Source organism: Roseomonas sp. 18066 (assembly GCF_902706185.1).
Classification (GTDB): Bacteria; Pseudomonadota; Alphaproteobacteria; order Acetobacterales; family Acetobacteraceae; genus Pseudoroseomonas.
In genome coordinates, this window is the sequence record NZ_CACSJM010000021.1 from 1 (window position 1) to 19,613 (window position 19,613).

Annotated in this window: 17 protein-coding genes; 6 read left to right on the forward strand and 11 right to left on the reverse strand. The window is 64.2% G+C overall.

Annotation, left to right across the window (positions count from 1 at the left end; all coding sequences use genetic code 11):
* Positions 1-393: 393 nt before the first annotated feature.
* From GVN67_RS06550 to GVN67_RS06585, 9 genes are all read right to left on the reverse strand, one after another.
* Positions 394-1,233, reverse strand: a complete 840-nt coding sequence (locus GVN67_RS06550) for a hypothetical protein (RefSeq protein WP_159994014.1) — start codon at positions 1,231-1,233, stop codon at positions 394-396.
* A gap of 33 nt (positions 1,234-1,266) precedes the next feature.
* On the reverse strand, positions 1,267-1,764 hold the full coding sequence (locus GVN67_RS06555) for a Mov34/MPN/PAD-1 family protein (protein ID WP_159994016.1): 498 nt from the start codon (positions 1,762-1,764) through the stop codon (positions 1,267-1,269).
* Positions 1,757-3,505: a ThiF family adenylyltransferase gene (locus GVN67_RS06560; protein ID WP_159994018.1), complete on the reverse strand. Its 1,749-nt coding sequence runs from the start codon at positions 3,503-3,505 to the stop codon at positions 1,757-1,759. Before GVN67_RS06560 ends, GVN67_RS06555 begins: the two co-directional genes overlap by 8 nt.
* Positions 3,506-3,552: 47 nt before the next feature.
* Positions 3,553-4,704, reverse strand: a complete 1,152-nt coding sequence (locus GVN67_RS06565; RefSeq protein ID WP_159994020.1) for an SMODS domain-containing nucleotidyltransferase — start codon at positions 4,702-4,704, stop codon at positions 3,553-3,555.
* A gap of 4 nt (positions 4,705-4,708) precedes the next feature.
* Positions 4,709-5,593 (reverse strand): SAVED domain-containing protein, encoded by an 885-nt coding sequence (locus GVN67_RS29645; RefSeq protein WP_200845151.1) that lies wholly within the window; start codon positions 5,591-5,593, stop codon positions 4,709-4,711.
* 21 nt (positions 5,594-5,614) lie between these two features.
* On the reverse strand, positions 5,615-6,208 hold the full coding sequence (locus GVN67_RS29650) for a hypothetical protein (RefSeq protein ID WP_200845152.1): 594 nt from the start codon (positions 6,206-6,208) through the stop codon (positions 5,615-5,617).
* 119 nt (positions 6,209-6,327) lie between these two features.
* Positions 6,328-7,362 carry a nucleotidyl transferase AbiEii/AbiGii toxin family protein gene (locus tag GVN67_RS06575; RefSeq protein WP_159994022.1) on the reverse strand — a complete coding sequence of 345 codons (1,035 nt, stop codon included), beginning with the start codon at positions 7,360-7,362 and terminating at the stop codon, positions 6,328-6,330.
* A complete protein-coding gene (locus GVN67_RS06580; protein ID WP_159994024.1) occupies positions 7,355-7,957 on the reverse strand; it encodes a DUF6088 family protein in 603 nt (200 codons plus the stop codon). Before GVN67_RS06580 ends, GVN67_RS06575 begins: the two co-directional genes overlap by 8 nt.
* A gap of 124 nt (positions 7,958-8,081) precedes the next feature.
* Positions 8,082-10,286: an AAA family ATPase gene (locus GVN67_RS06585; protein WP_159994026.1), complete on the reverse strand. Its 2,205-nt coding sequence runs from the start codon at positions 10,284-10,286 to the stop codon at positions 8,082-8,084.
* Positions 10,287-10,668: 382 nt separating this feature from the next.
* Between GVN67_RS06585 and GVN67_RS06590 the strand changes: the two genes are divergently transcribed.
* From GVN67_RS06590 to GVN67_RS06615, 6 genes are all read left to right on the forward strand, one after another.
* On the forward strand, positions 10,669-10,926 hold the full coding sequence (locus GVN67_RS06590; RefSeq protein ID WP_159994028.1) for a hypothetical protein: 258 nt from the start codon (positions 10,669-10,671) through the stop codon (positions 10,924-10,926).
* A gap of 125 nt (positions 10,927-11,051) precedes the next feature.
* Positions 11,052-12,029, forward strand: a complete 978-nt coding sequence (locus GVN67_RS06595; protein ID WP_159994030.1) for a hypothetical protein — start codon at positions 11,052-11,054, stop codon at positions 12,027-12,029.
* Between the two features lie 1,563 nt (positions 12,030-13,592).
* On the forward strand, positions 13,593-13,904 hold the full coding sequence (locus tag GVN67_RS06600) for a hypothetical protein (RefSeq protein ID WP_159994032.1): 312 nt from the start codon (positions 13,593-13,595) through the stop codon (positions 13,902-13,904).
* A gap of 1,185 nt (positions 13,905-15,089) precedes the next feature.
* On the forward strand, positions 15,090-15,347 hold the full coding sequence (locus tag GVN67_RS06605; protein ID WP_159994034.1) for a hypothetical protein: 258 nt from the start codon (positions 15,090-15,092) through the stop codon (positions 15,345-15,347).
* Between the two features lie 341 nt (positions 15,348-15,688).
* A complete protein-coding gene (locus tag GVN67_RS06610; protein WP_159994036.1) occupies positions 15,689-16,309 on the forward strand; it encodes an AbiEi antitoxin N-terminal domain-containing protein in 621 nt (206 codons plus the stop codon).
* A gap of 569 nt (positions 16,310-16,878) precedes the next feature.
* Entirely contained in the window at positions 16,879-17,952 is a 1,074-nt protein-coding gene (locus tag GVN67_RS06615; protein WP_159994038.1) for a hypothetical protein, read from the forward strand.
* 284 nt (positions 17,953-18,236) lie between these two features.
* Here GVN67_RS06615 and GVN67_RS06620 read toward each other — a convergent pair whose 3' ends face one another.
* Positions 18,237-18,878, reverse strand: a complete 642-nt coding sequence (locus GVN67_RS06620) for a hypothetical protein (protein ID WP_159994040.1) — start codon at positions 18,876-18,878, stop codon at positions 18,237-18,239.
* A gap of 85 nt (positions 18,879-18,963) precedes the next feature.
* Positions 18,964-19,611, reverse strand: a complete 648-nt coding sequence (locus GVN67_RS06625; protein WP_159994042.1) for a hypothetical protein — start codon at positions 19,609-19,611, stop codon at positions 18,964-18,966.
* Between the last annotated feature and the right edge of the window lie 2 nt (positions 19,612-19,613).

Here is a 19,613-nt window from a genome sequence, read left to right on the forward strand (position 1 = left end):
AAGGCGAGATCCGTGCGACCTGCGCCTCCGTCAGCCAGAATAAGTCCGCCATGGCAGCACCTCCGGCTGCCATGGAATCACAGCTCCATCAGAGCGCAAGATCAGATTTAATAGGTCCTGAGCCTAGGGTGCCCTGCCCCTGGGTGAGTCCCAGTGCGGTCAGGGCCACCGTTGCCAGCCTCGTGGCCCTGGCGAGATCGCCTTCGACGCCCCCGCTCACAGCCGATGCGTCGCCGAGCAGCTCCTCCTCGGCGGCGCGTGCAGGCAGCGGCCAGGGGGCGGAGCAGCGAGACCTGCATGCATCACGGCGTTGAGTGCGCCTCTTGAACCAACCGCGTACCGACGGGCGAGCTCTTCAGCCATGTAAAGCCGGTTCCCTGGATGTGGCGGATATCACCCGAGCGGGGCCAGCTTTCCGTCTGTGTCGATCTCGAGAGGCTCCTGCCAACGCCGGGGGTCTTCAAGCAGGGCTTGTCCGCAGTGCCCAACCCCATCGAGATCTGTCCAGAAGAGGCACGCAGGCATGAAAACCGGTTTTGGTAAGTCCTTGACGCTGAGCCAAGCCCTAACCTCGAGGCGCCCCTCCCGGTTGCTGAAGCCCGCAGCCATGTCGGCCCGGTCGCCGCCCTCGAGCAGGATCGATGAGCCATGCATCACAGTCACCACATGCAGGATGATGAAATCCCGGCAGGATCGGAAGCTTGCATGATCCACTTTGCGCATGAGACCAAGCTCGCCAAGCATGTCCTCCAGATCCTTAAGCACTTCAGCGCCGGTGAATGCTGGGTTCCAAATGAACGCGCTGCCGAGATAGTCGAAGGTCTTGCGTTCACGGGGCGTAGGTTGCCTGCCCCCTTCCAGTCTCCTGACAGCCTGCGCCAAGGCGGTGCGTGCCGCCGCGCGCTTGAAACCGAGGCTCGCCTCCAACTGCATGTCGGTGGCGATGCGCAGGTTCGCTTCGGCGGCCTTGCGGATGTCGTCCAGCGTTGCGGGCTCCTGCATGATGCTGACGCGCAGCCACGACCGGGAGCTCGTGAAGATGTCTCGCGCCTTCTGTGTCACCGGCCCCTTCTGGCGTTGGTCGCGGTGGGCAATGAAGTCACCGACCTCGCGGACACTTGGACGGGCGCCGGGCCGGTCGCGCAGCGCGAGGAAGATACGGTCCAAATCGTCGGCACGGCGGATCCCCTGCAGCATTCGGTCTAGGCGTCGAGACAGGTCGTGATTAAGCATGTCACTGCTTCCTTGGAACTGCCCGTGCGGGGTCTAGGCAGCGATAGCGGTGAGGGCCTGCGGCGGCTCCCCTGTCGGCGACACTACCACTGACAGCCTCCATCGCGTCGGCGGATGCCCGCCGATGATGGCGAGGACCGGTTCCCTGCATTGGTACCTGCCATCTCGTGCGATCGCTGCCATCGTCTGGAGATCGCGTGCACTAGGTTCGGGCGAGACATTTGGATGGTAGTGCCATTCGCCGAGGTAGTGCTGTCCCTGCCGCCAACGCTGCTCCAGCAACTGCGTCAGGCCGCGGGTGCCGCGCACGAACCAGAACCAGCCGGATCTGGATCCTCCCGGCTTCGATGTCGCCTCCATGACAACCGCCGTCGAGCCGTTCCCGGTCAGGCGACCGATGAGGATGCCCCCTGTCTCGCGCTGCGCGGCCGCGGCGCTCACCGACACCATGGAAGCGATGGCGGCTTGGGTAACCAAGACGCTGAATCGCCCACTCGCATCCTGGTAAAGCACGTCCGCAGCTTCATGCATCGCGGACCTCGACCGATCCGTTCTCGTGACGTCGCCAGTAACGGACCCTGCGCTCAGGGCTGAGGATTGCACTTCGAACGAAGCGGGCTCCAATTGCAGCCCACATCTGGACGTCATCCGGCGTGGCAGGAAACACCTGGCTCCAGCACCCAATCGCCTCCACATGGTGGCTGGTGGTGTCGACATCCGGCACCGGCATTGAGGCGAACCTCTGCTTCGCATCGATTGCTAGGAAGGACGCTTCAGAGGCGGAGAATGCGAGGAGCCCCTCCGCCCGCCAGGTCATCGAGAGGCTTACGAAAAGCTTTTCGGAGCGCCAGTCGGCCTCAGCCATGGCATCGAGAACAGTATCCGAAGCTGTGCAGTCTATAATCACGTCATACTCACGGAACGCCAAGTCGGCTGCGCTGCCGGGGACCGGCGGAAAGCTTGTTGGCAGCGCTTCCACCCTCGCATCCGGGGCACATTCATTGAGCCGGTTCGCCAGGGCCAGTGCCTTGTTCCGGCCGAGGTCGCGGAGAGTCAGGACATGACGGCTGAGATTTCCGGCCTCCAGTTGATCGGGGTCCATGATGGCCAGGTCCGTCACCCCTTGGCGAACCAAGACCTCCGCAAGTGCCCCGCCCAGCGAGCCGCCGCCCAGAACCAGGACCCTGGCACACCTCACCCTGTCTTCGGCTGCCCCACGGCGCCGGATCTGGTCAGGTGCCCAGTTCGCCGTCCTGAGCCAAGTGAGTTCCTTTCGTTGCCGTGCAAACTGCCGGTCCCAAACGCGGCGGGACCTCTCGATCGGGCGGAACCCGTTGCGACCTTCGTCCCGGCGCGCGAACTTCAGCGGCCCCGTGACCAGCCAGTGCATGCGCTCCGGCTTCTCGCCGATGCGCTCAGCAAATGGGAAGCCCAGGAAAAGGATGCGGGGATCCCGAGGTTGGGGGCGCGCCCGAGATCTCGCCCCTGCCGCCGCGAGAAGCTCCTCGAGATCCATCCCTAGGCTAGCTAGGGTCCGCCTCAGTTCATCCCAGGTTGCTGGGATACGCCAAGGAGGAATGACCGGTATGGACGGAAGCCGGACCCATATGCCTTCGACGTCGCGCTTCCCTGCAGGCACCATGGCAGTCCAGGTGGCCCTGCGCAGCAATCGCCCCGCTTCATCCAGGAAGGCATTTACGACCCAGGTCCCCTCGGCTCCCGGAATGGCGGCTAGAGCGACGAAGCCCCAGACCTTGTCCTGATGGTCCCACCAGTGGAGGTCGCCCGGCATCTCGGCGAAACCAATCGTGTGCAGGGACTGCTGGCCTGCGTAGGATGGCAGTTCGTTGGGCTCACCAGGGGTGCAGAGTTCATCCGACGCTGCCGCGTCGACCCATTGCAGCAGGCGCTCCGCATTCCAGATGACCCGCGGCACCACGTCGGCAGGCTCATCGGTCCAGACTTGCCGCGCCAAACCACCGAGAGGCCGTGCAAGGCACACGTTGCCTGGACGCCAGCGCACACCAAGCCCTGGTTCCGAGTTGAGGGTCTGGTGACGGAATGTCACCCTGATCCCATCCTCTGCATCGGGGAACACGCGCACGCCGTCCTTGGGCTGCTCCGGCCCGAGCACGAACCACCATGTCGAGGCACGTGGCATGTGTTCGGTCTCGGACACCGACAGCTGCGCGCGGATCGGCAACTGCCAGCTACCGTCTTCGGCAACGTCCCATCCCCCCAGCACGTCGATGCGTGGGATCTGCGCGAGCATCTCCGCGGCCTTGAGGAGAACCCTTGGAACACCCGCGACGTGGACGGTCAGGCGAATCGCCCCACGGCTGGCGCCGCTGGCTTGATTGGAGGCGTGAACCCAGACCTTGGACGGTCGCCACCCTGCGGGCCTGGAAGCGGAAAGCGTGACCCCAGTAGGCCGCGCCAGAGTTCGGCGCTCTCCTGGGCATCCTCATTCTCCAAAGCCTTGCGGGCTGCCGATGCAGCTTCGGAGACCGCTCCATGGAACGCCACGAAGTGTTCCACGTCTAGCCTCTTGAGCACATCGTGCTCCGGCACGCCGTGGTCAGGCAAGGTGGGCACGATGCGCAGCTGCGCATGCCCCGCCCAGGTGTCGCGAATGCCCTCCATGACCTGAACGAACCCATGGGCCACGGAGGATGCCCCGTCCGGCAAGATGGTGCCCACCATGTGCTCGAGCGGGTAGCCCTTGGGATACTTGGGCAACCTGTCCTTGCAGTTGTGGCGCCACCATTTCACTGCGCGAACCAGGTTCACGTAGTGCCCGTTGCACCTACGGTTCTTCGCCGCAGTCCACCGGATCTGGGCGATGGGGTGCGTACGCCCCCACATGTTGACGTCGCGATCCGGGAGCAGGAGGGGATGGGGCTGCCATTTCTGGGGCGGTTCGTCAGCCAGCTCAAATTCACCGAGGGAGTTAGCAAGCACCCCCAACCGCGCCGGGTGCCACTTCTCGTTGAGCCGCCAGTCCTCTGCCTCCTCTAAGGTCAGCGGAGTCGACACCGCCTCGGACCTGTAGAGGCGAGCCATGAAGTCGCTGCCCGCATCGTCGGGCGGAAGCGCCGTCACGACGAGATCGAGATCGACATAGGAAAGCTCGATCCCGAACGAGCGGCCCTGCGGGCGCCACTTCCCGGGATAGTGCCTGTCGAGGAACGGCACGAACTTGTCCAGCGCCTTCTGCGGCGTTGTCCTCGTGTGGTCGAGCTTGGTCACGACCACGACATCGGCATCGGGACGCCTGTCCCCACTTGGTCGAACTGCTGTGGCCCGGCGAATGCTGCCTTGCAGGAACGTCGCAACGACAAGGGACCCCAGTTCCGGATCGCTGGCAAGGCGGCTGCGCAGCGTGACCGCCCCGGTCCGCCAATCCTCCTTCTGCTTCTCCGTCGGACGGATAGCGGCAAGGAACTCGTTGAACTGGGCCTTTAGCTCCATGGCGTCAGTCGATCCTGAAGGTGGGCATGTAGGTGCCGTGGACGCGCCGCTCGAAATCATACTCATAGACGACAGTCGGCCCCATGGCGGGGCGGTGCTGCCCAAGGAAAAAGGAGAATGCGTTCGGCGCCGTCACGAAGAGATGCACGACAGATCCGAAAGGAAGCCGGGCTGCCCTGACGGCTTCAGCCACCTGGTCCGCGATCACAACAGCATGGGCCCCACCGGCGACGGCGCTTTGGTTCGGCCCGTTGGCGGCGACAAGGTGTAGGATGCGCCCGACGTCCGGAAGGTGCTGGCCGACATAGTCACGCACATCGTCTAGGGCGTGGCGCGACAGGCTGACGGCCAGGGCGAGGTCCCTTCCCTGTCCGACCGCCTCCATCGCCGTGCTGGCCGGTGGCCCGATCTTGCCGTCATCGGCCCGCCAGACCGAGGTCGGCGCACGCCCTCGTTGGAGCAACTCGACATCGGCACCCGACTTGAGGCCAAGAACCGTCCCCGCCAGGAATGCGATTGACGAGTGCGCGTTCAGGGTGAGGCGAATCCGGCGGCCATCCGACTTGGCCCGTTCCAGGAGGCCCACCACCGGTGATCGGATCGTTCCGTCCCAGGTCGCGCCGTCATCCAGGTACCGGCCGCGGAAGTGTCCCAACAATGAGAGCCGATTGTCGGAAGAGGCATCCAGGTCGGCGGCCACGCCGTCGCTGAAGGAGCGTATGGCGACGGACAGGAATCGCTCCGCGCCTTCCTCGCGGAGCCACTTCTCCGCGATGACCAGCTCTCTGAACCCGTCTCGGTCCAAACGGTTGATCTGCCGGAGCTTCAGGGCTATCGCAGCTCCGTCATACTTGAATTCGATGTTGTCCCGGCAGGCGGCCAGCCCCACGACCCGGAAGCGGTCGTTGACCTAGTCGCGCATCTGCTCGAGCGTCTTGTGCTCCTCGTGGAGGTGGAAGCCCTGCAGCAGGTCGCGCAGTTCGCCGTCGGTGATGCCGAGATGTTCCCGCCAAAGCTTGCGGACCTCCCCCATGCGGCTCCGATCGCCACCTTTGACAAACAGCTTGTCAAGGCGGAGCGAGTTGTCCGCGTTGGACCGCAGGTCGCCCAACGGGTCGCCATCGGAGATGCGGTCCGTCGTTATGAGCGTGAAGGCGGAACCTGCGGCCGACTTCGCCTTGGCCTCGCGAAGCCTTTGAAGGATCGATACCTCCGTGCCACCGGTGAATGCAGGCAGTACGAGATCGCGGAAGCCAAAGCGACCCGAAGCCACCACATGGTACTTCACTTGGTAGTGGTGGACCGTCACGCGCCCGTTTGTAGCTCCGCGATGCGGGGGATCGTAGCAGACAACGACGTCGTCAAAGCCCTTGGGACCATCTGCCTCGTAGGAAACCTCGATGACGTTATGATGGTCTGGGTTCAGGAGCGATGAAGCATGCACCCAGAAGATCCGCGCTTGGAATTGGTCGCCTTGATGTCTGGGCACGACGGCGTTGGCCACGTCTTCTTATCTCCGATTTGCCATCGCCCCGGTCATCGAGGATGAACCGCGCGGGAGCGCGCCAGACATGAGCCCGCCTCATCGGCTAGCAGGCAAAAGCGTTAAGCGTACGATCGACGTTAAGGTTGAACGGGAGCGTTGATGGCCTGCTCGATGGCCTGACAAGACGCCATCAAGTCGGCGAAGGAAACCGCTGTCCCGTGTAGCAAGCCAGCGTCGCGCATGGCGACGTAGTCCTCTTCCAGAACTTTAGCAGCATCACCTTGCGGTACGATGCGGATATTTCCCCGCACCGCGTGGCAATAATCTATCGGGTCCCCACTGCTCGGATCCTTGGCTTTGAAGAACACAGCTTTATGCCGGGCGACGGCTTCGGCGAGGCCCCGGTCGTCGACCGCGTTGCGGTACCGGGAATGTCGAGCCAGAGCTGCCAGATCGTGCCAGTGCCGAGCGAACCGTTCCCCTCTTAGATCGGCCTGCACGCAATAGACATGCGCAGCGGTCGCCTTTTCCCAAAAGGTGCGTTCGAGAGCCATCACACGGGGCGATGCGGTAGGGAACGAGACTTCCAAAAGATGGGGCGCCGCATCGCATGTGATGGTGATCTGTTCAGCGGGCTCCCCGGTGGACCGGGCGCCGAACTCTAGCATGACGGCGGGCTTGACATAATTCGTGCCGCCGTTTGCCGTGGGCCTATAGTCGATGTGCAGCGTCTCCGTCGTTGCCTGGCGCAGGGTCATCTCAAGCCCGGCCCCGCTGATCGCATCTTCGAAAAGCGGCTTAACCTCTCCCTCGATCCATTCGGGAAGCTTCTGCCGAACCTTTTCTGTCCACTTTCGCGCCCTGGCCCCGGAAGGCGGCAAGCCGTCCCCTATCCCTGGTTCCAGTCCGTCCTCACCCTGCAGGAGATGCCTGATGTCATAAGTCAGGTCGATGTCTTCGGAGAACCGATCGATGGCGCCGTACGCCTTGGACAGGGAGGTGCCGCCTTTGAAAACCAAGCGCTCACCGAAGCGCGCGGTGATCACCCCAAGTGCCCAGACAACCCAGACATCCTTTTCCAGGAGGTAGCTGGGGCGGCCTGATTGGGCGGAGGCCGCCTCAAGTGCCTCCGCCCGATCCGCCGCAGTCAATTCCAGGAAGTTCTCAGGCAACCCTCTGGCCTCTCATCTCTACGCCGATCGACGCCGCCATCCAGGCAGGAAGGTAGGACCGAATGCCAATCAATGCTTTCCACTCCGACTGCGGCAAACTCGCATGCAGCCGCGCGGCGGCCCTCCCAACTTCCCGTTTCCCAAGCCACGCCAGGGCCCGTACAGCAGCGCCAGCTTCCGTACCCGGCAAGACCGTCTGCCATTTCGGGGCGTGCTGGATCTCAAGGGTCCGGGCCCCCAGCTTGAGCTTGCGAGCAGCCCCGGTGGTCACGAACACTTCCCGAACAGGAACCTGGGTGGTCAGCCCGAGACGGTTTGCCTCCGCAGCCCCGGCAGGAAGAACTGGCTCACCGGTAGCCTCGGCAAGGCGCTCCGCCACCTTGGCAGGCGACGGTGGCCGAACACCAAAGCGCCCCTGCACCGGGTGGACGTACAAACCACGCGCAGCACGGATCAGCCGACCTTCTCGCGCCAAACGCGAGAAAGCTTGATCAAGCGCTCCCCGCTCCCCCAGATGGGAAAGCGTCCTGGCATTGAGGACAGAGCCCTCTGGCAGGCTTCCGGCCTCGGTGAGAATAGACTCCATTACGGACATGTCGCACCTCTTCGTCAGGATTTATGGGCGAGTTTCTGACAGATTTCAAGCGAGGTCTTCGTCGGACGCACTTCATGGTTAGGCTGCGCGCCCAAATAAGTCTTTTTGATCAATGATTTAGACTTCAGCTCACACGTCCAGCGATCACCCGGCTCTTCCCCCAAGACCACTTGCCCGTCCGATAGCCCTTGATCTTAGCTCCGAAACGTAACGGGATGCCTCCTCCAAATCCTTTGCCTCTGCCAACCCCCTTCCCCGCCATCAACGCCTCAACCTGGGCCCCCGACACAATCTCCCTGTCCACCAGCAGGTCTGCCAGGCGCCGGATCACCCCCGCATGCCGCCGCACCACCGCACGCGCCTCGGCGTAGGCCGCGTCCAGCATCCCGGCAACGCCGCGCGCCACATCCGGCTGCTCCGCAAGTAGCGCGGGGACATTGGCGGTATCCGGCATGCCCCGCCACACCAGGGCGCCCTGCCCCTGGGTGAGGCCGAGGGCGGTCACGGCCACCGTTGCCAGCCACGTGGCCCTGGCGAGATCGCTTTCGACGCCGCCCCCGCTCGTGGCTGATGCCTCGCCGAGCAGTTCCTCCTCGGCGGCGCGCCCGGCCAGGGCCTCCCGCAGTGTCGCGAGCAGGGTCGCTGGAGTGAAAGCGGGCTGCCCGGCGCCCGAGCCCTTCCAGTGCACACGGCCCGCCAGTCCCCTCGAGGGGACGATCGTCGCCGCGATCACAGCGCCCGGGCGTTCCAGCGCCACCAGACCGGCATGCCCGGCCTCGTGGATGGCTGTTCTCCTCAAGGAGGCCAGCGGCGGGCTCGGCACCCTCCCCCTCACTTCCGCCTCCAAATCTGCAAACGTGGCTCCTCGCCGGTCATGCCGCGCCCGCCGCCGCATGCCGCGGACCCACTGCTCGGCGTCGGCGCCGGTCGAGCCGAGGCCGAGGAGCGCGAGGCGAGGCAGGTCGGCGTCCGGCAGTTCCTCGCCCAGGTGGTGGCGGAGGATGGCGGCGAGGGCCGCCTGGTCCGGCAGCGGCACCTGGATCAGGCGCTCCAGGCGACCCGGTCGCAGGATAGCCGGGTCGAGGCGGCTGGCGTCGTTGCAGCAGCCGACGACAACGACCCCCTCGCGCCCTGCAGCGCCGTCCAGCTCCTCCAGGAACGCGTTGACGACTTGGACGGCGTAGTCGCGCTCGCGGCGGCCAAACGTCGCGCGGTCGCAGAAGGCGTCGACCTCGTCTACGAGCAGGATGCACGGCGCCGACCTGCGCGCGTCGTCGAAGGTCCTCTGCATGGCTCCGAGGGTGGTGCCGAGGTGGCCCTCCCGCGCTCCCTGCCATCGCGCGAGCGAGCCGGTCACGAGGGGCACACCACATTGGGCAGCTAGCGCCTTGGCGAAGGTGGTCTTGCCGGTGCCGGTGGGGCCGAATAGCACTGCCCCTCGGTCCACCTCGCGCCAGGGCAACTTACCCCCGGCGTAGTCCGCAAGGTCGCGCGCGACATCCAAGCCCCAGCGGATGGCCTCATCCATCCCGTGCAAGCCATCCAGCTTCAGTGCCTGATCGTTGGTCTGCCCCGAGGCTAGCTGCGCGAGCCGATTGAGGTAGGCGTCCGCATCCTGGCCCGGTCGCCGGGCGAGCCACAGGTCGGCGACGGTCACCCGAGCCGCCACCTCTGCAGCGATGGACGCCGTGACCGGCGGGGCGCCGGTCAGGATCGTTGCCGTCTCGGTGAGCACCGAGGCATCCGGTAGGCCAATGGTTACCCGGTCGGTCGCGGCACGCATAAGGTCGGAGGGCAGGAAGCGTGCGGGCGACGGGCTGAATCCGTAGACCGGCCGACCACTCGAGACCACCGCGCGAACTGCACGGTTCCCTTCGTCGGGGCGGTGGTCGCGGGAACGTCCGTCTCGGCGGACGGCCACCCAGGGGGAGCTCGCACTCTCCTTCCCGGGAACGGGCCGCTCCTCCGGGGCGTCGCCGTCCCGAAGGATTCCCTTCGCAGCGTGGATGAGCTCCCGCCAGGCGTCGGCGACGGGTTCGACCCACTCGGCGTCCGGCACCTCGACAACGATCACGGCTCCGGGCTCGAGTGCGCGGTCCTTGAGTGCGGGGTCAGCCTCCAGCAGTCGCAGCACCATGGCGTTGGCAGTAATTTGGGCCGGATCGGCGGGCTCCGGCTGGCCGAGCGGACTGCCATCGGCCGCCCGCAGCATGGCGCCCCATGCCTCACCTGGCGACGTGCCCATATCGTCCGGCAGCGAGTCGAGGGCTTCCTCGAACTCACCTGCCAGCCGGTCCATTAGGCGCTCCCGGACCTCGTCATCCGTCAACGGTGCGGCGCCCTCCTGCTCCCCCTTCGGCGAGGTGGTGCTGGCAGCTGGCTTTGTGGTGCTTCCGTCGAATCTTGACATGGGTCACTGCAGCTCCGGCGCCGGTGCACTGTATTTACCGCCATCCGCCCCTGCCTTGCGGCAGAAAGTTCCCGGTTCACCGATGATGAGCATGGTGCCTCCTGTTCCAACGGCCCTACTGCAGGGGCGAAGCAACCCCGCGACCGAAACAGGACCGGAACGTGAAGGCGGTGGTCAAAACATTCTTCCGCCCAAAATATTTGCCAGTAACTCCGACCGGATGAGGAGCGCGCCGCTCAATCCCGGATCTTGCTTGCTTGCGATCCATGCATCCTGACAACGCCCTTGAGGAGACGCCCACATGGAAGACGAGCGGCGCTGGCGGATCGCCGAGGAAGGCATCCTGCAGATCGAGAAGTTCATCCGCCGCGGCAACATTGAGATGGCCGCCTCTTCCTTCGAGCTGACGGCCGACGGCCTCATAGCCTTCGCGAATGCCAAGCAGATGTCCCGCCTGCGCAAGCTCGCGTCGGCCCTGGAAATTCGCGATCCGGGCTGGGCCGGGGAGCCACTGGAGGAACTGCAGGCTGTTGAGCCTTCCCGGTTCGGGTTTCACTAAGGTCACGCACACGGCTCCGCCTTGCCGCCTACCTGTCCGATCCCGCTGCCCAGCAGCGCGATCTCCTGTAAGGTTCTATTGCCAATCGTCACTCAGGCGAGCGCACCAGCGACGGAGCATCCCAAGTGACCACTCGTGGGCAGCCGAACCCCCTCAATGCTGATGAAACCACCCGACCTTCGGCTGCTGCCGCTGCATCCGGTGTCGTCGGGCCGCTCCCGGTCGACGAGACTGCCCTCTCCCGCACCTGGACCGATCGCCTGCTTCCTTCCATCAAGCAGCGTGGTCAGCGACCGTCCGTGGGAGAGCGCGTCTGGGATTTCCATGACTTCCGATCCTGGCGTGCCACCGCCTGGGAGATCGCCGCCGACTTCTTGGACGAACGGGTCAGGGAAGAGTTCCGGCGCTCCCCGCCGGAGTACGTCGTATCCGACGACCTGAGTTGGCTCGACAGCATCATCGACCGGGCGACTGGGCGCATTTTGGACAGCAAGCGCCTCATGGCGGTGCGACTGGCCAAACGGTATGACTTCCTGCGCTGCTGCCACGCGACCAATGCAAGGGATTTAGGGCTCTACTACGGGCGGGGCATTCAGCCGTTGGTACCGGAGCGGGCCCGCGAGGCTGCCCGAGCCATCTTCCTCGATGGCTCCTATCCGGAACTGACGGCTGACGACGTTGAGGAGGCCATCAAGGCGACAGGCCATGGCCTCCGTGCCGGACGCGTCTTCTTCGAGGTGAACGAGCGTTCGCTCGTCGCCGATGGTGGCCATTATCTCCTCTATGGAAGCGAGTACCTTACAGGGATCGCCGCTCATCTGCGTGGAGCAGTTCGCCGCGACTATAGGCAGGCCCTCAAGGGACGCGGCACGCCAACCGTCTTCCTGTGCGACGTCCCCATCACCGCCCTCCGAATGGATATGCTGGAGGCCGCAGGAACGGTGCTGGAGTTCCTGTTCGAGGAGTTGCTGGAGGGCGACGACTGCGTCCCCGATCCACATCGCGGGTTTGGCTTCTCCATACCACAGGCACTGCCGCCGGATAGGATTGTCGGCCACTACCATCCCACTGGCGTGCGCGACCCGCTCACGGGCGGCCGGTAGGTCAAGCACGACGATCTAGGGGCCCGGGAGGAGCCAGTCTCCACCAGGCGGAAAGACGTCGGTAGCTCCACGCACTCCGAGGTTATTGCCTCCAGTGGGTCAAGGAACGACTCTGGACGCCCGTCTGACGTTCTGTCATCGAAACAATACTGCCCTGCTGACCAAGCCCGGTCACAAAGGTCAGGCCACCGGATGTCTGCCTCAGGACCCGGCTTTCTCGTCCATACTATTGCAGATGACTGTACTACGGCAGATCTACGCGGCAGGGAGAAAGATGACGATCGTCCCGCCGATACGACGCCGGTAGCGAACCGGTTGAGAGAGCGAGACCTACTTCGGTGGGCAACCATTGCATCCCGTGGCGCCGTCCCCTGATCTACTGTCAGCCCCCCATATCCGAGCTTTTCGCCCTCGAACCCTTGCTGGCCCGCATTGTGATCTGTTCCTTCCGCCCTTGTCGGATGGCATGCCGCATAGTCATGGGCGAACCGCAGTTGAAATGGGTGCGGCGTGCTTATCAGACCGTCTCAACGACCCTTCAGCCCCTCCTCGCCATTCAAGAGTTCGGCTCCGTAAACTTGCAGCGGCCTTCAAAGCCCGGGAGCAGTACAGGGTCGAGCAGCCGGAAAAGGATACAGCGGCTACTCAAGGGGTAAGCCAGCCAGGTGGCGGACACAAGCGACCGCTTCCGTTTTAGCAGCCTCAGGGCTGGAGCGTGGAACAGAGGCGGCGGCGATGGTTTCGCCGCCTTTCGTCAGCGTCAGAACAGCCCGTGCCACCCAGAGGCCTTCGCCGAAGGGAGTAGCTGGGTATACGGTGATCGTGTGGTCAATGCAGATGATAAATTGCGGCATCAACGAGAGCTTAGCTTCTGCGTCGGAAAAATCCATTGCAGCCGTGAAGGCGGCTCATGGGTTTCGTGCAGAGCAACAGGGCATGTTCGATTAATGGAGGCGATAACCCGATAAGCATGGGTATTTCTGGCGCGCCGAGATCATAAGAAGTCTAGCCACGAGAAGAAAGCGGCCGACTTTTCATCTGATCAGCAATCGTCTGATAATGGTGCCGGTTTGCCAAAGCTTGATGCAGCTCTTCCGCCTTCTTTTCGAAGCGCGTACTGGCGGCAGGAGCTTTTCGAACGTTCAAAGCTATCTTAGCTGCTGCATATTCTCTCATGGCCCTCTGCACGGCAGCGTCCCATTTCTGTATAGATGCCAGGACCTCCTGTGGCGAGGAAGGCGGTTCAGAGCTGCAAAGTTTGGATGGCATGACGGTTGCTCAAGAAGGTTAGCATGCGCCCAACTGCAGTACCTGCAGCGGAGCAGATTTATGCCAAGCTCAACCTTGCAGATGCGTTTTGGTTGCGAGAAATCGCAGAAATCTTTTCTCGCCGCAATATGACAGGATGAATTTGCCCCATTATGGGTCAGTGTCCCCAAGACGAGGGCTGAGGCATAGGAGATCCTGAAGGGGCAGCAAGGGCCCCCTTCGTCAACGACACGGCCGATGACCTGAGAACCTGCCGCCCAGCGGCGCACGCCCGCTGGAAGCCCTGCGGACGAGATGAAGGCCGCCCACGCCGACCTGAAAGCCCTCGACCGGGTTCTGGCGCTGGTTAGCCCTTCCATGGCGGTCGCCGCCGAAGGGCGCGGGCGGCCGTCGACCACAGCCGAGGTCGCAGAACAGACGCTGCGTGAGAAGGGCCTGGAACTCGACGACCCGCGCCTTCCCGGCCTCATCGACCGCGTTTCCGCGGCGATGAACCAGTGGGCCTCTAAGGGCAAGGTCGCTCGCACCGGCACCGCAGACGGAGGTCGGGGCGGTTTGTGGGAAGTCGCGATGCTGGACGCGTATCCAGGGCAGTCGGACGGCTAACAGGGGCCGCCTCCGACCCATCTCGGCCAACGTTGCGGGCAATGCGCCCCCGATGCCATGCTCCTCGACCCGACCTCCCATCCTTCGGGCGCGCAGGAGCGGAGCAAGCAGGTGCACAGCGGTTCATGTCTCTGTGGTTCGGTGACCTTCACCGTGGATAGCAGCCTGCCACATCCGAACTTCTGTCATTGCGGAATGTGCCGGAAGCACTCCGGGCACTACTTCGCATCCCCCGACGTGCCAAGGGCCGCTTTGACGCCGAATCAGCCTGCCCAATATGGCGTCCGCACGAACGTTGCGATGGATACGGAATGGACAGGATGTATGATTCAATCGCGAATCGACGCAGGCGCGGCTTCGTTATGACCACGCCCTGAGCCGCTACTGGAAGGGTAAGCCCGTGCCTTTGGCCCCGACTTCGACTCCCGATGCGAACGTGACCGACGCCACGCCCAAGGGGGAGGTCCTGGCCTCTGCACCTACAAACCGCGCGGTTCTACGGCTGCAGGCCCGACTTAAAGCCAGCGCCAAGACCGACGAGGCGATCACCAGCAACGACCGCACGCACCACAGCCACAGCCACAGCCGGTCCTGACCGGGCATCGCCCTGTCTCTCCCGCGCCTGGACGTCGTTCCTCCTCAAGGTTGCCTTAACGCTGCAACTTGGATTGTGACTACTGCTACGTGTATCACCATGCTGACCAAGGCTGGCGGTACATGTTCGAGCGCGAGGTCGCCCAGGTAGCCGTTGCCGCCTGGGCGCGCCGGGCGGGTCTGTTTTCCGTGTTCGACGCGGATGGTTTCGCGACATTGTCGCGGCGGCCAGCCCTTGCTCGCCTTCATGTCCATCGACATCTCGCCCGCCCGTCATACAGCAGAGCTCGGCGTACGGCTCGACTACCAGAAGTGTTGCTGTCGCAGGGCAGCCGCGGCCGGTGACGAAGGCCTGGACGCTTGGGCCGCCGAGATGGCCCGGCGCAGGCGCGCCGTCGGCCACTATCGGCTCCTGGATCACTCGGGGTACGCGCAAGGTGAGGCGTTCCTCAGCCACGTTCCTTGCTCGGGCCGATGCGCGCCGTCGCTCCGCCAAGCCATGCAGGTGTCGCGGTGGCAGGCACGGGACGGCAGGCAGAGCAAAGCACGCGGCGCCGAAGCGCCACTGTCGCCACCTGAAAGGACGACACCATGGACGAAGCCCATGCCCGCCTGCATCTCGAGACGCTGAGGCGCCACATGGACGGAGCCGCGACCGCCACCGAAGCCAAGGCGGCCCTGGATGCCCTGCAGACCATCAGCCAAAACAACTTGAGGGAGCACGTGCGTGCCTATCGGGACACGATGGGCTCGCACATCCTGCCTCCCGGCGGAGACCGGGCCTACTGGCTGCATCGCGCCCTGCAGGGCATCGATGGTGCCCTGGGAAACTGGGTTTACCCGACCTAAAGCGGCAAATGCGCGCCGACGTGCATCCAGGCCGCCGGTGCGCTTCTCAGGTGCCTTGCCTCGTTCACGCAAAATGGCTCCAATCAGACGGGCGCGTTAACCGCGCATGCGGAGCCCAGCCGCGCGCGAGGCCAGTCTCGCCGTTCCGTTCCAGCCAGGGAGCCAGCGCAAGGAATCGCGCATCTCGGGTTGCGCCCACAAATCCTTGTTGGGTCTCCCTTTGCGGACCGCCCCGCCAGTGGTGACAGCCCGCTGTTGCCGATGCCCTCGGGACCTCGTAGCCTATGGGTCCGGGCCGTCATCTGCAGGTGGCCAAGCCCGCGAGGAATGACGAGATCCACGTGACCCAGTTGCAGCAGCTACAGGACCTGCTGGCCGACGGCTCCGTATGGCGTTCGTCGGCGCTGCGGTCCCTTGGCATTCGGCCGCAGGCGATCGCCAATGCCCTCAAGGCTGGGCAAATTTCGCAGGTCAGCAAGGGCTTCTATTACCGGGCCGATGCCGGTGTGGACCCGGGGCTTGCCAGCTTGGTGGCCGGATGCAACCGCATGCCGCAGGCGGTCGCCTGCCTCCTCTCCGCCGCCCACCTGACCGGCCTCGCCGACCGGGCACCCGAGCAACCATGGATCGCGCTGCCGTTGAACGCCCATGGCAGTACAGCCTGCGGACAGGTCGGGCACCTGGTGCGGTGGAGCTACGATGGCGCTTTCGAGGAAGGCGTAGAGGAGCGGCGCATTGGCGGCGCCTCCGTCAGGCACACTGGCCCGGCCCGCACCGTGGTCGACTTGGTCAGGTACGCCAGACGCCTGGGTGGCATGGCACCGGCGGCCGCGGCGACTAGGCGCTTCGTTGCAAGTGGTGGAGCGTTTTCGGAAGTCGCGGATGTCGCGATGAAGTTGCGCGTTCCCGATGACACGCTGAGCAGGCTGGAGATGCTCCAGGTGGCCGTAGCGGCAGGCTAATCAGCCAGACTTCAGATTGAATCCTTTCCAATTAGCACAGCTGCAACGCCACATCCTCGATCCCGCGGCCAACGGCCGCGTCCACGAGCGACGAAGGCTCTCCCGCACGAAGCCGGAGCGCCTGATTCGGGGCGGCCACAGAAGTCTGGCGAGGTCTTAACGTTAACGGTTCAGCAACCTGCCCGCGCGATTTGCTGGCTCATGCAAGAGTCTAAGGAGTTGTCAGCTTCTTCGGCTTCGACGAACTCGGCTCGGGCAGTGCTAAGCCGGTGGGAAGCCAATGAGACAACTTCCATAGCATGGTCTCATCCAAACGGCAAAGCTGCGGCTCAGGATGTCGTTGCGGCCCGCATCTCCTTTCGGTGGAGATCAAGCCTCGCAACACTGCGCTTGCTGAGGCGAAGCCGGGCATTGCTCGCGCCGCCCACTCGACTCACGTATCTGTGAGATTTAGATACAGAAACGCCAGGTGAGGCATAGCCTGACCTGGCGCTCTAAATCTGTGCCGAGGGCGCGTAGCTTTCGCCAGTGGGGCCACTTCGACTGCTGAGAGATAGGTAGCGTTACCCATGGCCGATAGTCAAGTACCCTATGCGAACCTCCCCCAGCAGATCGCCGCAATCCGCGCATCGCTCTCGGAGCCAAGGTTCGCGACCTACCTCACCAAAAGTGGCGGGAACGAGGGGTACGCAGTAGAGCTTTACCTCTACAACGCACGTGTTGCCAAAGCCTTCATGTTCCCACTCAGCGTCGTAGAGGTGGCGCTACGCAACGCAATGGATGCGCTGCTCGTATCACGCCACGGTTCCGACTGGCATCTGGATCAAGCGTTTCTGGAAGACGTGTTGATGACGGAAGGTGTGAACACCCTGAGCAAAGCCAGTGCCCGGGCCGGATCAAACGCCACGCGCGGTCAGGTCGTCGCGGAATTAACCTTCGACTTCTGGTCGAACCTACTGCGCCGAAATTACGCCGACCTTTGGCGCACAAGCCTCAACGTCGTGTTCCCGAACATCCCGCGCTCAACAACACGGCACGACGTTCAGATGATGGCCAAGGACATCAACAGGTTCCGCAACCGAGTTGCTCACCACGAACCCATTCTCGACTCTGACTTCGACGATATCCACGCCAAGATCATCAGCCTGGTCAGCCTCCTGTGCTCAGAAACCGCTGAATGGCTGAAGCATCATTCAACCGTGAGCGCCGCGACCCGCACCCGTCCGCGGGGAGCCTCTGCGGGATTCGTGCCGCTGTCGACACGTCTGGCGGCCGATTATGTGAAGGTCACGGAGGCAACCACATTGGACCTCATTGCCGACGGTCTGGAAAGGAAGTGCCAGGTAGCGATTTGCATTGATGGAACGGGCGCGCCGATCGCGGCTTTCGGAGCCCTGGAGCTGCTGAAGTACTTGGCTAAGGAGGCGCGAGCCACCGGCGGTCTCGTTGCACCTTCCGAGCACACCGTAAAGGATCTTCTGGGTGCCATCAGTGTCAGTGGCGCCTGGATCGCGATGCCTGCCAGCGATCCCTTCGCTCGCGCGGTCGAGCGTCTAACTCAGAAGGAGATCAACTTGGTAATTGGCCTCGATGCTGAAGGTAGCATCGTTGGTGTCATCCCTCGAGCCTTGCGGCGCTACTGAGCAGATCCAACATGGCGCAACGCTTCACGCGACAGCGCCAGCAGTGCGTAGCCATCCACTTCCGTTTGAAGCTGTAGTCGTGCGCCTCGTGCTCCGTACCCGGAGTTCTTCACTACAGCGACAGTAGCACCGCTGAGTCGACAGAGCCGAAGGTCGAGCATTGAAGGGAGCTGGGAGACGACCTCACTACCCCTGCGCTGCCGACGAGGTCACCTTCATCTGGATGAGCGAGCAGGAAGGGCAGCAGACACGATTTTCCGGCTGCCCATCTCGTTCAGCCGCGCTCAGCCCTTCGTCGGCCCCTGGATACGGATCCAGGCCGTGGGCTCCACGTCCACGATGGGGCTGGTGGCGAGAGCGAGTGCGGCCAGGCTGGGCAGCACCTGGGTCTGAAGAACACGAGCCGTCTCCGTCTCGGTTGGCGGCGTCGTGCCACGCAACGGCACCACCGCCATGTTCTCCGCCGCCCATGCCTCCCAAACCATGTGGGCGTTCACGTCCAAAGCCCACGTCCTCGCATCCACTGCCTCCCAGTCCACTTCCGGCCGCACGGTGGGCAGGCGTAGCCTGCCCGCGACGGGCCGGAAGGTGGCGGTCGGCCCCTCGGCGCGGAGCACGCAGACGCAGAGGCTGTCCCCTTCCCGCTCCGCGTAGACCGCCTTAGCCCCAGGAAGCTCGACCAGCGCCACCTCCCTGGTCAGCCGAACATTGGCAATCACCGGGTACAGGACGTGGGGCGGCGCCGAACTGGCAAGTTCCTTCGCCTGCGACACCACGTCCTCGGTGAGCTCGATCAGGAGCGGCCGCTGCCCGCTTCCGAACAGGCGCCGCGTCACGTGCGCCAGGAAGCCATCCTTGGGAGGGTTGTCGTTGAGGGTCGTGTAAACGGAGGCGCACCCGGCGCCATCCCGCTGAACGTTATGCATGGTCGTCTCCGTAGTGCCAGCAGCACCGTGATGTTGGGGAATTCAGCGGCGCAGGTGGCCCGGAGCACACCCGCGCCACCGCCGGTCAAGCGTGCCCGCCATCCATCGGGATGCGCGAGCCATCCGGCCGGAAGAGGTCAATCCGGCGCCTGCCAACGAAAGACAGGGCGAGCGCCAGGGCGAAGAAGTCGTGGAGAACGGTCGCCTCCGCCCACCGCTGGATGGCAGGAGTTCCCAAGGACTTGTCGTGGCAGGTCAGGCGCACGCTCGCCTCGAGCCAGCCTGACCAGCGCGCACCGTCAGCGACGATCTCCTCGCCTGCCCAGAGCCGGTCCCAGTTGGTGACGGGCCTCGGCTCAGCAGGCTTCAGGTGCGCCGTGAAGGGGCTTTCCTTGATGTTCGCGCCGTCCGCCTGGAGACGGAACATGTCGACGGTTCCGTCGTCCCGTACCTCCGCGAACACGCCGAGGGCGCCGGTGCCGAGCGGGAGCTGCACGAGGATGCACCTCGTCGGCATCCAGATGCCAGCGACAGCCTGCAGCATGAAGGCCGCTCCACCCTTCGCCTGCAGCTGTGCGGGGAGGTCGGCGTACCCATCCTCCAGCGTAATCGGAAGGATGTGCTCCTGCTTGCGGGCCCGCCGTGCCACCTCGGCGAGACGCCCGGTGAAGCTGCCGTCGAGCAGGTGGTGCAGCAAGTTGTACGAAGGTGCGGGGTTCTTCGAAGCGGGCATGG

Coding starts and splice junctions, on each gene's coding strand:
- GVN67_RS06565 (WP_159994020.1), bottom strand. CDS start 4,704: ATGGAGCTAAAGGCCCAGTTCAACGAGTTCCTTGCCGCTATCCGTCCG.
- GVN67_RS06600 (WP_159994032.1), top strand. CDS start 13,593: ATGAAGGCCGCCCACGCCGACCTGAAAGCCCTCGACCGGGTTCTGGCG.
- GVN67_RS06580 (WP_159994024.1), bottom strand. CDS start 7,957: ATGTCCGTAATGGAGTCTATTCTCACCGAGGCCGGAAGCCTGCCAGAG.
- GVN67_RS06620 (WP_159994040.1), bottom strand. CDS start 18,878: ATGCATAACGTTCAGCGGGATGGCGCCGGGTGCGCCTCCGTTTACACG.
- GVN67_RS06555 (WP_159994016.1), bottom strand. CDS start 1,764: ATGCATGAAGCTGCGGACGTGCTTTACCAGGATGCGAGTGGGCGATTC.
- GVN67_RS06625 (WP_159994042.1), bottom strand. CDS start 19,611: ATGCCCGCTTCGAAGAACCCCGCACCTTCGTACAACTTGCTGCACCAC.
- GVN67_RS06590 (WP_159994028.1), top strand. CDS start 10,669: ATGGAAGACGAGCGGCGCTGGCGGATCGCCGAGGAAGGCATCCTGCAG.
- GVN67_RS06560 (WP_159994018.1), bottom strand. CDS start 3,505: ATGCTCGCGCAGATCCCACGCATCGACGTGCTGGGGGGATGGGACGTT.
- GVN67_RS06615 (WP_159994038.1), top strand. CDS start 16,879: ATGGCCGATAGTCAAGTACCCTATGCGAACCTCCCCCAGCAGATCGCC.
- GVN67_RS06550 (WP_159994014.1), bottom strand. CDS start 1,233: ATGCTTAATCACGACCTGTCTCGACGCCTAGACCGAATGCTGCAGGGG.
- GVN67_RS06605 (WP_159994034.1), top strand. CDS start 15,090: ATGGACGAAGCCCATGCCCGCCTGCATCTCGAGACGCTGAGGCGCCAC.